Annotated in this window: 11 protein-coding genes and 1 pseudogene; 4 read left to right on the top strand and 8 right to left on the bottom strand. The window is 59.7% G+C overall.

What is annotated here, in order from left to right; genetic code table 11:
• Nucleotides 1-1,572, top strand: a 1,572-nt coding sequence (locus ACVWVP_RS25945) for a TolC family protein (protein ID WP_457408800.1), incomplete at its 5' end; no start/stop codon positions are given.
• Entirely contained in the window at nucleotides 1,569-2,843 is a 1,275-nt protein-coding gene (locus ACVWVP_RS25950; protein WP_457408803.1) for a hypothetical protein, read from the top strand. The genes ACVWVP_RS25945 and ACVWVP_RS25950, both read left to right, overlap by 4 nt.
• A gap of 17 nt (nucleotides 2,844-2,860) precedes the next feature.
• Here ACVWVP_RS25950 and ACVWVP_RS25955 read toward each other — a convergent pair whose 3' ends face one another.
• Both ACVWVP_RS25955 and ACVWVP_RS25960 read right to left on the bottom strand, forming a co-directional pair.
• Nucleotides 2,861-6,013: an ATP-binding protein gene (locus ACVWVP_RS25955; RefSeq protein WP_457408806.1), complete on the bottom strand. Its 3,153-nt coding sequence runs from the start codon at nucleotides 6,011-6,013 to the stop codon at nucleotides 2,861-2,863.
• Nucleotides 5,914-6,480 (bottom strand): hypothetical protein, encoded by a 567-nt coding sequence (locus ACVWVP_RS25960; RefSeq protein ID WP_457408809.1) that lies wholly within the window; start codon nucleotides 6,478-6,480, stop codon nucleotides 5,914-5,916. Before ACVWVP_RS25960 ends, ACVWVP_RS25955 begins: the two co-directional genes overlap by 100 nt.
• A gap of 467 nt (nucleotides 6,481-6,947) precedes the next feature.
• Between ACVWVP_RS25960 and ACVWVP_RS25965 the strand changes: the two genes are divergently transcribed.
• The gene (locus ACVWVP_RS25965) at nucleotides 6,948-7,637 is read left to right on the top strand and encodes a response regulator transcription factor (RefSeq protein ID WP_178925349.1); all 690 of its coding nucleotides are present in this window, start codon (nucleotides 6,948-6,950) and stop codon (nucleotides 7,635-7,637) included.
• 21 nt (nucleotides 7,638-7,658) lie between these two features.
• Here ACVWVP_RS25965 and ACVWVP_RS25970 read toward each other — a convergent pair whose 3' ends face one another.
• The 3 genes and pseudogenes from ACVWVP_RS25970 to ACVWVP_RS25980 form a co-directional block, all read right to left on the bottom strand.
• Entirely contained in the window at nucleotides 7,659-8,033 is a 375-nt protein-coding gene (locus tag ACVWVP_RS25970; protein ID WP_259173182.1) for a cell wall hydrolase, read from the bottom strand.
• A 150-nt stretch (nucleotides 8,034-8,183) separates the two neighbouring features.
• Nucleotides 8,184-8,378: a response regulator transcription factor gene (locus ACVWVP_RS25975; protein ID WP_457408949.1), complete on the bottom strand. Its 195-nt coding sequence runs from the start codon at nucleotides 8,376-8,378 to the stop codon at nucleotides 8,184-8,186.
• Between the two features lie 102 nt (nucleotides 8,379-8,480).
• Nucleotides 8,481-8,735 (bottom strand): annotated as a pseudogene (locus ACVWVP_RS25980) (response regulator); the annotation flags it as partial.
• A 493-nt stretch (nucleotides 8,736-9,228) separates the two neighbouring features.
• Here ACVWVP_RS25980 and nadA point away from each other — a divergent pair.
• A complete protein-coding gene (gene nadA / locus ACVWVP_RS25985) occupies nucleotides 9,229-10,287 on the top strand; it encodes a quinolinate synthase NadA (protein WP_457408811.1) in 1,059 nt (352 codons plus the stop codon).
• A 135-nt stretch (nucleotides 10,288-10,422) separates the two neighbouring features.
• Here nadA and ACVWVP_RS25990 read toward each other — a convergent pair whose 3' ends face one another.
• From ACVWVP_RS25990 to gcvT, 3 genes are all read right to left on the bottom strand, one after another.
• Complete coding sequence (locus ACVWVP_RS25990; RefSeq protein ID WP_259173180.1) at nucleotides 10,423-10,911, bottom strand: RDD family protein; 489 nt, start codon at nucleotides 10,909-10,911, stop codon at nucleotides 10,423-10,425.
• 94 nt (nucleotides 10,912-11,005) lie between these two features.
• Nucleotides 11,006-11,218, bottom strand: a complete 213-nt coding sequence (locus tag ACVWVP_RS25995; RefSeq protein WP_003316897.1) for a cold-shock protein — start codon at nucleotides 11,216-11,218, stop codon at nucleotides 11,006-11,008.
• 343 nt (nucleotides 11,219-11,561) lie between these two features.
• Nucleotides 11,562-12,737, bottom strand: a complete 1,176-nt coding sequence (gcvT, locus tag ACVWVP_RS26000; RefSeq protein ID WP_457408814.1) for a glycine cleavage system aminomethyltransferase GcvT — start codon at nucleotides 12,735-12,737, stop codon at nucleotides 11,562-11,564.
• Nucleotides 12,738-12,764: the final 27 nt, after the last annotated feature.

Genomic DNA, 12,764 nt, shown 5'->3' on the forward strand with positions numbered 1-12,764 from the left:
GAACCGCGTCGCACCGAGGTGGTGACTTTTCAGCCCGCAGCGGCACCGGCTTATACGCCACCGCCGCGTCCTGCGGTGGTGCGTGAAGCCGAACCCCGTCACGCCGAGGTGGTGACCTTCCAGCCTGCGGCGGCAACGGCATCTACGCCATCGGCGCGGCCCGTGTCGTCACGCAGCGAGTCGCTGTCGTTTACCAAGGTGGATGCCGGCAGCGTGGCGAAGCCGGTGCCGCGTGCGCCTTCGACGGTGAACGTGGCGCCTTCGCGCAGCGGCGAGCTGCCGGGGGTTTCGGCCTTGGCCACCCTGGGTGTATCCGAATCGGTAGCGATGCGGCAGGTCACTGCCGTGGGCCCGTCTGAATTCGAGCTACGCGAGATTCTGTATCGGGCCGTGCGCGCCGCTGCCGAGCGCAGCCCCAAGGTGCAGGCCGCGGTGGCCGAGCAGTATGCCGCCGACGCCGACATCGATGAAGCCAAGGGCCAGCGTTGGCCCCAGGTCGACCTGAGCACCACTGCCGGTTCCAAGAAATTCGGCGGCTCGTCGGATAACGAAAGCTCAAGCAGCACCGGGATCAACTTGAGTATTGTCACCCCTGTGTATGACTGGGGACGCATCCAAAGCACCATCGAGAGCCGTCGGCACCTGTCGGCGGCGGCAGCGTCGGCCATTGAGGCCGAGCTGGAAAACTCGGCCTTCGACGTGACCAACCGTATTGTCGAACTGGGCAAGCAGCGCCTGATCGTCGACCTCAGCCAGCAGTACGTTGACCGCATGAACGAACTGGTCAAGATGCTGGCCGGTATCGTCGCCGTGGACAAAGGCCGCGCCAGTGAATTGACCCAGGCCAAGTCCCGCATGTTGCAGGCCCAGGCGGCACGCGATGCGGCCGAGACGAAAGCCAAGGATGCCGAGATCAACCTGCGCAAACTGGTCGGCGACCGGCCGATCGCGATTCCGCGCACCCCGCAGTGGAACATTCGCCTGGCCAACCTCGATGCCTTGTTGGGCAAGGTGGATAACCATCCCTCGCTCAATCAAGCGCGGGAGCAGACCGAGTCTGCCGAATTGCAGGCCAAGGTGGTGCGTGCATCGTCCTTGCCGCAGTTGAACTGGGTGATCAACAAGTCCACGGCCGATGATGCCCTGGGCCGTGAACAGCCGTGGGAAACCCATTTGTCGTTGTCTTGGGGCGCCTTCCGGGGCGGCTCCACCCGCGCCTCGGAACGCGCGGCCTTGCAGCGCGCTGAAGCCGGTCGCCAGACGGCCGAGCAACAGCGCCTGGACCTGGAATACGGCATTCGCACCGCCAACCATGAGGCCAAGACCTTTCTGGAGCGTGCCGAGTTGTACCGCAGCCTGACGAACGAGTCGGACGGTATTCGCGTGGCGTTTTACGAGCAGTGGTACCACCTGGGTAAACGCACCCTGCTGGACGTGTTGTCGGCCGAGTCCGATCACTATGGCAACCGGGTCAGCGAAGTCAGCAACCGGTTCGACGGTTACCAGGCGATTTTGCGCCAGTACGCCGGTGCCGGCACGCTGGGCGCCTGGTTGCGTGGAGAGGCACGATGAGCCTGGCCAAAAAAGGACGTTCTGTGGGGGCCTCGTTCAGCCCGGCCCAGAGGTTTCAGCAGTGCGCCCAGGCGTTCCAGGCGGCGATGGCGCGCAATGACTACGGTGCCGGACTCGGCGCGGCCGAAGGTGCGTTGAAGATCGTGCCGCAGCACATGGGCGTATTGTCGGATTATGCGTTGTGCCTGATGCGGCTCAATCATTTCAGCCAGGCACACGCGGTGTACCTGCGGATCTTCAATGCGCCGCCCGCCTTGCAGGCCCAGGCCAGCGCGACGTGGCTGGATGGGTTAGCCGAGGTCTGCGGCCACCTGGGCCTGCGCGACGATGTACACGCCTACGGCAAGCTTTCGCTGGAGCGTGCCGACGCGCGCCATGGCCATGCCGTCGAACCCGGGCCGCGCGCGGCTGCACCGGCAGCCTTTCAGCCGGGGGCCCCGGAACGCAACATCATTGCCTACACCTTGTTCGGTGATAGTCCGCGTTACTGCGAGTCGGCCATCGCCAATGTGCAGGTGGCCCGGGAGTTGTTTCCCGCGTGGCGTTGCCGCGTGTACCTGGATGACAGCGTGCCGGCCGTGATCCGGCAACGCCTGCTGGACGCCGGTGCACAGGTGATCGACATGAGCGGTTCGGCGCGCGACGGTGTGCATCCTTTGATGTGGCGTTTTCTGGTGGTGGATGACCCAGAGGTAGACCGTTACCTGATCCGCGATGCCGACTCGTTGCTGTCCGAGCGTGAGCAAGCGGCGATTGACCAGTGGTTGGCGAGCCCGTACTGGTTTCACCACATTCGCGATTCTTTCACCCACACCGAGCTGATTCTGGCGGGGCTTTGGGGTGGTTGCCGAGGCGGCTTGCCTGCTTTGAAACCGTTGATGCAGCGCTGGTTGGCGCAACAGTCTGACGTGACACGCTTTGCCGACCAGATTTTCCTGCGCGAGCAGGTGTGGCCGATGCTGCGCCAAAGCGTGTTGAACCATGATGATTGGTTCGATTTTCATGGCGCCCAGCCGCTCCCTGCCCACGCGCCGATCCGCTGGCAGACCGAGCGTTTTCATGTGGGCAGCAATGCGAGCTTCAAGGCGATCCGTGGGCACAGCACCAAAGCCTGCGGTGAGCGCCAGGGCTGGCGTGTACTGGATCAGGCCGGCCAGGAAGTGTGCCGCTATCACTCGAGAGTGCAAGGCAAGTACTGGTCGGCGGACTTGCCGTTTTTTGTCGCGGCGCCCCTTGGCGCCGGGCAGTGGCGAGTGGAACTGACGGACTAGCCGCCAGTGCCCCGGCGTTACGCAATCTCGGCCAACAACTGTTGTTCCAGGGTTTGCATCACCGCCATGACGCGTTCCACTTGCGGCTGGTAAGCCCCGGGCGGATCTTGTTCGAGCAGGTCTTCCAACTGCGTGCAGGCCTCGACCAGTTGCCTGGCGCCGGCCATGAAGGCGCCGCCTTTGACTTTGTGGGTCAGCGTGCCGATTTTCCGGGTGTCGTTGGTACTCAACAGGGCCTTGAAGCTGGCACGGTCTTCGTAGCTGGCACTGATGAATTTCTCGACCAGGGGCTTGTACGCCTCAGGCGCCAGGAACTTGAGCTTCTGTAATTCCCCGCCGCTCGCGCTGGCCGCACCGGCGCGCCGGGCCGCTTCGGCAGAGACGGCGCCGATGTGCTGGGCCAGCGCCTCTATGCCGGTCGGTTTGAACAGGCACTGGGTCATGCCCGCATCCAGGCAGTCCTGGATGACTTGCGACTGGGCATGGGCCGTCAGGCCAAAGATGGGGTGCGGGCTCATGGCTCGGTCCTGCTCCAGGCTGCGCATCTGGCGGGTCAGTTCATAGCCATCCATCAGCGGCATATTGCAGTCGGTGATGGTCAGGTCGAAGGGCGGGTCGGCCTGTTTCCATTCGGCCAGGGCGGTTTCGCCATCGTCGCAAGGCACCACGCGGTGCCCCAGGAACTCGAGTTGCTGGCATAGCAACAAGCGATTGGGCGCGTGGTCCTCGACCACCAGGATATTCAGGCAGTGGTTCGTTGTGCCAGGCGCTTGCGCCGGTGGTGAGGCGGGCGCGAGTTGGGTGCGCTCGGCAGCGAACTCCAGCTGGAAGCAGGAGCCTTGGCCGAGTGTGCTGGTGACGCTGAGGCGCGCGTCCAGCAACGCCGCCAGGCGTGTGCAAATGCTCAGGCCCAAACCGGTGCCGCGCGCGCTGCGGGTACCGGCTCCCACCTGCACGAACGGTTCGAAGATGGCTTTTTTCGCGGCCTCGCTCAAGCCCACGCCCGAGTCGCGTACCTCGATCAGATAGCGGCAAAACCCTGTTGTGGCGTCATCCGGCAATTGCTTGAGCGACAGCGTCACCGACCCTTGTTCAGTAAACTTGATCGCGTTGCTGATCAGGTTGGCGATGATCTGGTTGAGCATCAACGAATCGATGATCACCAGCGGGTCATGGGCGTCGACCCGCAGGTCGAAGCTCAGGTGTTTGTTCTGTGCGTTGACCTCGAACAGGGTGTGCACCGACTCCAGCAGTTCGATCAAGTGAGTGGGGCGATGCAAGGGGTGCATCGCGCCGGCTTCGATTTTCGACAGGTCGAGGATGTCGCCGATCAGTGACAGCAACGACTGCGCGGAGAGGTGCGCCACCCGCAGGTTTTCGTCCAGCTGTTCCGGGGTGCCACCGCGTACCCGCAGCATTTCGATCAGCCCGATCAGCGCACTGATGGGCGTGCGGATTTCATGGCTCATGCTCGCCAGGAAGGTCGATTTGGATTCGTTGGCATCATCGGCCGCTTCCTTGGCCAGCAGCAACTGCTCCATCAATTGCTCACGCTCGCTGATGTCGAGCCAGCCACCGATCACCCCGGAAAACTCGCCGGCAGCGTTCTGGAAGGGCAGCGTCCAGTGGTAAATCTGGCGCTGCTGGCCGTCGATCTCGATGTCCAGGTCGGCGAAGGTCGGTTCCTGGCTCTTCTCGCTCTGCGCATAGATCTGTTGGTACTGGGCACTGAGCGCTGGCGAAATGACCCCGGTTTCACTCAAGGTCTTGCCGATGACGTCCTCCTGGGTCGTGTGCAGAAACTCCAGGTAAGCCAGGTTGCACTGGGCCAGGCGCCCCGACCTGTCGCGCACGTACAGCGCGATAGGGGAGCCGTCGATCAAGGTCTTGCTGAACGCCAATTGGTCGCTGAGGGCGCGTTCGGCACTGCGCCGTTTGCGGATCTGGATCTGCAGGTAGTAGTTCCACACCAGGAACGCCAGGACAAAGGCCACGGCCGCGCCAATGATGGGGTAGAGGTCATCCTTGTAGGCGTTCCACGAACTGGAAACGGCCGGGGCGGCGTGGTTGCGCCAGCGGTCACTCAAGGTCTTGAGCTCTTCGGGGGGAATGCCCAGGAGCACCTTGTTGATGATGCTCTTGAGCTGCGGGTCGTCATCACCGACCGCCATGGCGATACGGGCGGGGTATTCGCCGATCACGGCACTGATCTGCAAGGCATCCTGGAAATGCTGCTTGATGAAGTAATCGGCGCCGATCTGGATATGCACCGCCGCGTCGACGTCGCCCTTGGAGAGCATTTCGATGCCGCGCACGGCATTGGGAACCGGTACCTGGATGATCTGTGGGTAGTGTTGCGTCAGCCAGTTGGCCAGCGGGTTACCGGTGGGAATGCTCAGGCGTTTGCCGTTGAGTGCGTCGAGGGTGTCCAGCGTGGTGCCCGAGCGTCGGGTCACCAGCACGAACGGGTTGATGAGGTAAGGCCGGGTGAATTGTTCGGGCTTGAGCCGCGCCTCGCCAATGCTGAGGGCGGCGATCAGGTCGGCCTGATTGTCCTGCAGCTGCTTGAGCATGGTGGGAATGCTGTTGCTGCGCACGATCTCCAGTTTCAGGCCGGTACGTTGGCTGACGATTTTCAGCAAGTCTGCGCTGAGGCCCTGGAACTCATCATGGTCATCAAAGAACGTCAGGGGCGCATAGGCGCCGGCCACCAGAATCCGGATGCTCTTGTGGTTGGCCAACCAGGCCGTCTCGGCGGCATCCAGCTCCAGCGGGGGCTGGTCCACGACAAAGTTGTTGCTCAAGCCCCAGCGTGTGGTGATGCGCATCATGTCCAGGGGCGGGATGGCGTCGAGGGTGGTGTTGATCGCCTTCAACAACTGCGGTTGCCGGTCGCTGATCGCGAAATTGATATCGGCCGAGACGCGGGGGAGGGCGTCGCCGGAGATATACACATCGTTGTTGTAGAGCAGGCGAATCATGAACTCCGCCGTAATCGCATCCATCCACATGGCGTCCGCCTGGTTGTACACCAGTGAGGTGAGGCCGATCAGGTGGTTGGAATACTGGATCAACCGGGCTTTGGGGTACTGTGCTTGCAGGGCCGCGCCGACGTTGTCGTCCCCCACATAGGCCAGGCGCTGGCCTTCCAGGTCGGTGGTCGGCGGCAAGTTTCACCGATGCGCCGGGCGATGACCTTGCGATTAAGCAAGTAGGGGCGCGATTGTGTCAGGGCGCCTTCCTGGCCTTGGGTGACGTCATGCAGGGCCAGCAGGTCCACTTCGCCTCGGGCCAACGCTTCCCGTGCTTCTTTGGGGCTGGGGTAGCGCCAGATCTTCAAGCGCAGCCCGGTGGCTGCACGGATGGCGCCCAGGTAGTCCGCCGCCACGCCTTCGAACTGGCTTTGGTCGAAGCCCATGTGCAGCGGCGGTAGCGCGCCGTTCCAGATCGCCACATTGATTTGGGGGCCGGTGGCCAGCCAGGCGCGGGTCTGGGTATCGAATTCGACGTGAGGAATGTTGGTGGGGGCGTTGACCAGCAACGTTACCGGCTCACGGGTCAGCGCCAGGGCGCCGGTAGCCATCAGCAAGACCAGGGTGCCCGATAACCAGGCGAACAAACGTTTAAAGTTCTTCAAGGTGTCAGGTCCAATAGGCAGCATTGACGATCCAGTCCGCTCGGAAGCGCGCCTCGGAAGAGGTTAGCGTCCGTAGTACATTTCATTCTATTTTGTACGAATTATTACCCGTCAAGATAGCTTCGTCGCCGCATCCGTGCCCTGTGCAAGACCTCCCTGTGAACCATTTTTTCCAGCGGCAAATGCTTGCTGCTGCTTCATCGCGTACCGCTGTCGAATGAAAAATGAAGAGCGCTGTATTGGCGCGAAATCGACGAACTTCACACAGCGCCCGCTCGACTGGTATTTTTAAAAAAATACTTTAAATACAAGGCGTTAGTTAGCATTTTTCGAGTTTTTAGATCGATCGTTCAGAAACGCAATTCCCTGGTTTTTTTTCTCACAGACTTAGGATAGTGTGTATTTGCAATGGCGAATGACCTGTCAGGCAATTCGCGTAATTTCGTATGTATCAGGAGGGCTTTACGATGAGATGGTCGGTAGTTTCACCGCTCAAGGTGGCTCTCCTGGATGACCATGCGTTGATACGTGACGCACTGACGGTTCGTTTGTCCTCCGAGTCCGACATCAAAGTCGTCGGTGTGTATTCCCAAGGCAACCAGCTTCTGCAGGCCCTGCGTGAAGAGGCCATTGACCTGCTGATCCTCGATTACCAATTGAGTGAGGGTGAACTCGACGGCTTGCGCCTGATTCAACTGTTGCGCGGCCATCACCCTGACTTGCGCATCCTGGTGCTTTCGTCCATGGAACGGCCGGCGACGGTCAACATGGCCATACGCGCGGGTGCCAACGGTTTCTTCGGCAAGTCACAGAACCCTGAGCACCTGGTGCGTGCGATACGCACCGTGGCACTGGACCGTTTGTACCTTTCGCCGGCCATGGCATCAGAGTTGGATTCAACCCCTGAAACGCCTGCTGCTTCGGGTGAGGAAGGCGATTCGGGCCCTGAACAACTGGTCAACTACCCTGCGTTGTCGCCCAAGGAACGTGAAGTGCTGCGTTGCTGCCTTGAGGGGATGTCCGTTTCGCAAATCGCGGTCAAGTTCCTGCGCAGTCGCAAGACGATCAGTGGTCAGAAACAGGCCGCACTGCGCAAACTGAATGTGCGCACCGATACGGAACTGTTCAAATTACACCTGCACCTCAAGGACATTTGAAGCCGCCCGCTCGCCCGGTGGTTATTTCTCCGCGTAGAAAATATGCCGGCCGATGCGCATTTTTTTCTGAAAGGATCGACTCCAATAGGGTTTGATGCTTGAAGCATGGAAGTGTGTGGCGCCGTCAGTGGGGTCCTTGTGTTCCCCGTTAATCACTTGTGCCGCGAGGGTCTTGGCCTTGCGCCAGGCCTTTTCTTCCATCGGTTGGCGCTGGGCATTGGAGTGCGTCCAGGAAAACTGCCGTTCCCGGTATACCTCCCTGCAAATGTTTTCGGTTTGCCAGCCGGCGCGGTTCATGGTGACGGACGCTACCGCGATTTGGCCGTATTCGGGCTCTCCACGGGCCTCGTGGTAAATATTTAATGCTAAACACAAGAGTGTGTTGGCCGTGTTCATCGGTAGACCTCTATTGCAATCCAACCTCCTTGAACTTGATATAAACAGTGTGCGAGCGTGCACGCATATCTCTTACAGGTGGATAGTGCTGATGTTGAAGTTGATAATGGAATGTGTGTTGAATAAAACGCTGGTGCGGGTATTAGTGTTTCAGGACAGTCCATTGCGCTTGGCTATTTCATACAGTTCAACGGTGGTATTGGCGTTCAACTTTAAGGACAGCCTGGCTTTGTAAGTGCTGATGGTCTTACTGCTCAAGCACATGCTCTCGGCAATGGATTTTTGTGTTTGCCCCCAGGACAGCCTCTGCAGAATGTTCAGTTCTCGAAGGGACAGTGAACTCAATAGTTTTTCATCCCTTTGAGTGTCATATTCCTGATCAGTGGTGGCTGCCCCCTTATTCGGGAAATAGTTGTATCCCGTCTCGATTGTGCGGATAGAGTCGATCAGCCGGGACGCCTCTTCATGCTTGTAGACCAGGCCGTGTGCACCCTCTGCCATACAGCGCTCGGTAATGGTGCTGGATACCAGGCTCGTGAATACCACTATCTTTGTGGGAAGACTTTGCAGTGCCAACTGCCTGATCAAGTGCAAACCATCCAATTCAGGCTGTGCGACATCCAGCAGTAAAAAGCCAGGGCGCAGTGACGTGCAAAGTTTCAATGCGGCGTGCGCAGAGTTGGCTTCGCCGACAACGTTATAACCGCTATCGTTAGCGTTTTTCGAAGACCCAAGCGGATGATCGGATGATTGTCGGCGATGACGGTTCTGTTATTCACGGCGTGGCTCGTGCATGAATTGAGTTGCGGCAATTCTTACCGTTACTTACGAGATTGGCAATTTATCAGGGTTTTTTTGAGACAAGTCTTAAATTTAATTTTCCTGTATGAGTTGAGGGGCATGGGGTTTAAATGTTTATAAACGTTGAGAGATTTCTGTTATGTCGTAGAGCGGGTGTGTTTTGCACAAGAGCGTTATTGAGCCCCGTCAAGGTCTGCGGTTGATCCTGCACGGCCGTCCGCTCCGGTCTCTGTAACGCACCTTCAGGCTTTTGAATCCACTCGATATTCTGTAGCCTTGCGCAGCTTCACCCGTGCTTGATGAACACAATCACTTCGTCCGGCGGCGCCCGAAGGGCTCCAGAGCCGGTGGTACACTCGACTTTCGCGCAACTGCGCCTGCAGGTCTTGCGAACATGACGCACATTTCCGAACGCCTTCTGGTTCAAGCCCACCTCGATGCCAAGCAGCCCAAGGCCCTGAGCATCGAAGAAGAGGCGAGCCTGCGCGCCGCCATCGCTGCCGAGCTCAAGGCTCAAGACGCGGTGCTGGTCGCCCACTTCTATTGCGACCCGGTGATTCAGGCCTTGGCCGAAGAAACCGGGGGCTGTGTCTCCGACTCCCTCGAAATGGCACGCTTTGGCGCTGCCCACCCGGCCAAGACCGTTTTGGTGGCCGGCGTGCGTTTCATGGGGGAGACCGCCAAGATCCTCACCCCCGAAAAACGCATCCTCATGCCCACCCTGGAGGCCACGTGCTCCCTGGACCTTGGCTGCCCGGTGGATGAGTTTTCGGCGTTCTGCGACCAGTATCCCGAGCGCACCGTAGTGGTGTACGCCAACACCTCGGCGGCGGTCAAAGCCCGTGCCGATTGGGTGGTGACCTCCAGCTGCGCACTGGAAATCGTCGAGAGCCTGATGGACAACGGCGAGACGATCATCTGGGGCCCGGACAAGCACCTGGGCACCTACATCCAGCGCCAGACCGGTGCCGATATGCTGCTGTGGGACGGCGCGTGCATCGTCCACGAAGAGTTCAAGTCCAAGCAACTGGAGGACATGAAGGCCCTGTACCCGGACGCTGCGATTCTGGTGCACCCGGAGTCGCCGACCTCGGTGATCGAGCTGGCGGACGCGGTCGGCTCCACCAGCCAGCTGATTGCTGCGGCGCAGCGCTTGCCGAACAAGACCTTCATCGTGGCCACTGACCGCGGCATCTTCTACAAGATGCAGCAGCTGTGCCCGGACAAGGTCTTCGTCGAAGCGCCTACCGCCGGCAACGGCGCCGCTTGCCGTAGTTGTGCACACTGCCCGTGGATGGCGATGAACACGCTGGAGCGCACGTTGCAGTGCCTGCGCGAGGGCAGTAACGAGATCTTCGTGGAGCCTTCGGTGATCCCGCACGCGGTGCGCCCGCTCAAGCGCATGCTCGACTTCACCCAGGCTGCCCGACTGAAACTCGCCGGCAACGCCTGATCCAGAGCGGGCACAATTAAAAATGTGGGAGCGGGCTTGCTCGCGAATGCGGTGCATCAGTCAATGAATGTATCGACTGACACAGCGCCTTCGCGAGCAAGCCCGCTCCCACATTTGGATTTTCGCCAGCCTGGATTACTTCTTCTGCTTGGGAATGTGCACCAGCTGCGTGTCCGAGTAGATGTCATGCCAGCTGCGCTTGCGCTTATCAAACAGCGACCAGAAAAAACCCAGCCCCACGCACAGCCACGACGCAATCGCCACCACAAAGCGCAGCAGCGCTTGCCACAGGCTGATGCGCGAACCGTCGGCGTTCTGTACGCGCACGCCCCACACCTGCATGCCCAGGGTTTGGCCCGAATGGGTCCAGAACTTGGCAAAGAAACCAAACAGTACAAAGAACAGGATCGTCGACAGCAATGGGTCGCCGTCCAGTGCCCCGGACTCGGTCAGCGTACGCATCTTGGCCTCGCCGATAAACGCCATCCACACCAGCTTGTAGAGGAATGCGGTGACAATCAGCAGGGCGGTGCACAGCAGGAAGTCATAGAACATGGCCGCCAGACGCCGGCCAAGGCCAACGGCGGGGAACTCGCCCTGGGGATTGAGCAGGGGTTTGGACATGGCAGGGCTCTCTGAATAAAAAGCCATTCTACGAACAAACGCGCATAAAAAAGCCCCTGATGTCACCATCAGGGGCTTTTTGTCGCAGGAAGGATCAGCCTTCTGCTTGTACTTCGTCAGCCTGCATGCCTTTCTGGCCCTGCACGGCGATGAAGGTCACTTTCTGGCCTTCTTTCAGGCTCTTGAAGCCGTTGCCCTGAATAGCGCGGAAATGGACGAACAGATCCGGACCGCTTTCTGGAGTGATAAAACCAAACCCTTTCTCGTCGTTAAACCACTTGACGGTACCGCTCTGACGTTCAGCCATTTTCTTCTTTCCTTTGACGCTAAAAATTAATGACAGCCCCTTTCGCATGAAAGAGTACTGGGCTGAGTTGCAGGAAAGTAAGAGACATCGAACGGGTTGTAGCACAACTACTTCAGCTACTGCCCAGGTCCAGGTTCAAAGCGACCCATGCAAACACAGTGAGCAAACTCTACGCCAACTAAAGGAGAAAAAACAAGCCCTGCCCAAAGCCCAGGTTTTGCTTGGCTTTGTGACAGTTTGGTCAACAATGTGGATCCCACTTATTCGATAGAGTTGATCACTTGTTATAGGTTATTCCCTAGTGCATTGACTATCGTCAATGCACTGTTTTATGGCGGTTGCGTTACAGTTTAGTGCACGTTAACGCAACCGCGTTACTTATAGAAACAGTCACTGAGCCACGGTAGTAACGTTGCGGCACAAATGGCATTTTACTTACACGTAGTGGCACCTTTTTCCCACGTACCAACGCAGACACTTCGGTGTCCAGTGCGATGAACGCGCTGTCCAGGTAACCCATGGCCAGCGGGCCGCCCAGCGTCGGGCCAAAACCGCCGCTGCACACGGTGCCGATCACGGTGCCGTGTTCATCGACGATTTCTGCGCCTTCACGCACCGGGGTGCGTTCTTGAGGCAGCAGGCCCACACGCTTGCGGCTCACACCGGCTTGTTGCTGGGTGAAGATCCGGTCGGCGCCCGGGAACCCGCCAGCGCGCGCGCCATCGGTACGGCGGGCCTTGGAGATCGCCCACAACAGGCTGGCTTCGATTGGCGTGGTGTCGGTGTTCATGTCGTGGCCATACAGGCACAGGCCGGCTTCCAGGCGCAGGGAGTCGCGGGCGCCCAGGCCGATGGCCTGTACTTCGGTCTCGGCCAGCAGGCTGCGGGCCAGGCTCTCGGCGTTGGCGGCGGGCACCGAGATTTCAAAACCGTCTTCACCGGTGTAGCCCGAACGGCTGACGTAGCAGTCCACGCCCAGCAGGCGCAGGGAGGCGAATTGCATGAAGGTCATCTTGGTGACTTCCGGCGCCAGGCGCGCCAGCACTTTCACCGCTGCGGGGCCTTGCAGGGCCAGCAGTGCACGCTCTTCAAACAGCGGCTCGATGCTGCACTGGTCGCCGATGTGCTTGCGCAGGTGGGCCAGGTCCTGCTCTTTGCAGGCGGCGTTGACCACCAGGAACAACTCGTCGTTGCCCAGGTTGGCCACCATCAGGTCGTCGAGGATGCCGCCCTGTTCGTTGGTGAACATCGCGTAGCGCTGCATGCCCACCGGCAGGTCGATGATGTCGACCGGCACCAGGGTTTCCAGGGCCTTGGCGGCGTTCGCGCCGGTGAGGCGGATCTGGCCCATGTGAGACACGTCGAACAGCCCGGCCTGATCACGGGTGTGCAGGTGTTCCTTCATCACGCCCAACGGGTATTGCACCGGCATGTCGTAGCCGGCGAAGGGCACCATGCGCGCGCCCAGTTCGAGGTGCAGTGCGTGCAACGGGGTTTTCAACAGGGTTTCGGTGGACATATTCAGCTCCTGAAAAACGTGCTGGCG

Source organism: Pseudomonas sp. TE24901, from assembly GCF_054058375.1.

Excerpts from the sequence above, each read along its gene's own strand:
- ACVWVP_RS25950 (WP_457408803.1), top strand. The coding sequence starts at position 1,569 with ATGAGCCTGGCCAAAAAAGGACGTTCTGTGGGGGCCTCGTTCAGCCCG.
- ACVWVP_RS25965 (WP_178925349.1), top strand. The coding sequence starts at position 6,948 with ATGAGATGGTCGGTAGTTTCACCGCTCAAGGTGGCTCTCCTGGATGAC.
- ACVWVP_RS25970 (WP_259173182.1), bottom strand. The coding sequence starts at position 8,033 with ATGAACACGGCCAACACACTCTTGTGTTTAGCATTAAATATTTACCAC.
- nadA (WP_457408811.1), top strand. The coding sequence starts at position 9,229 with ATGACGCACATTTCCGAACGCCTTCTGGTTCAAGCCCACCTCGATGCC.
- ACVWVP_RS25990 (WP_259173180.1), bottom strand. The coding sequence starts at position 10,911 with ATGTCCAAACCCCTGCTCAATCCCCAGGGCGAGTTCCCCGCCGTTGGC.
- ACVWVP_RS25995 (WP_003316897.1), bottom strand. The coding sequence starts at position 11,218 with ATGGCTGAACGTCAGAGCGGTACCGTCAAGTGGTTTAACGACGAGAAA.
- gcvT (WP_457408814.1), bottom strand. The coding sequence starts at position 12,737 with ATGTCCACCGAAACCCTGTTGAAAACCCCGTTGCACGCACTGCACCTC.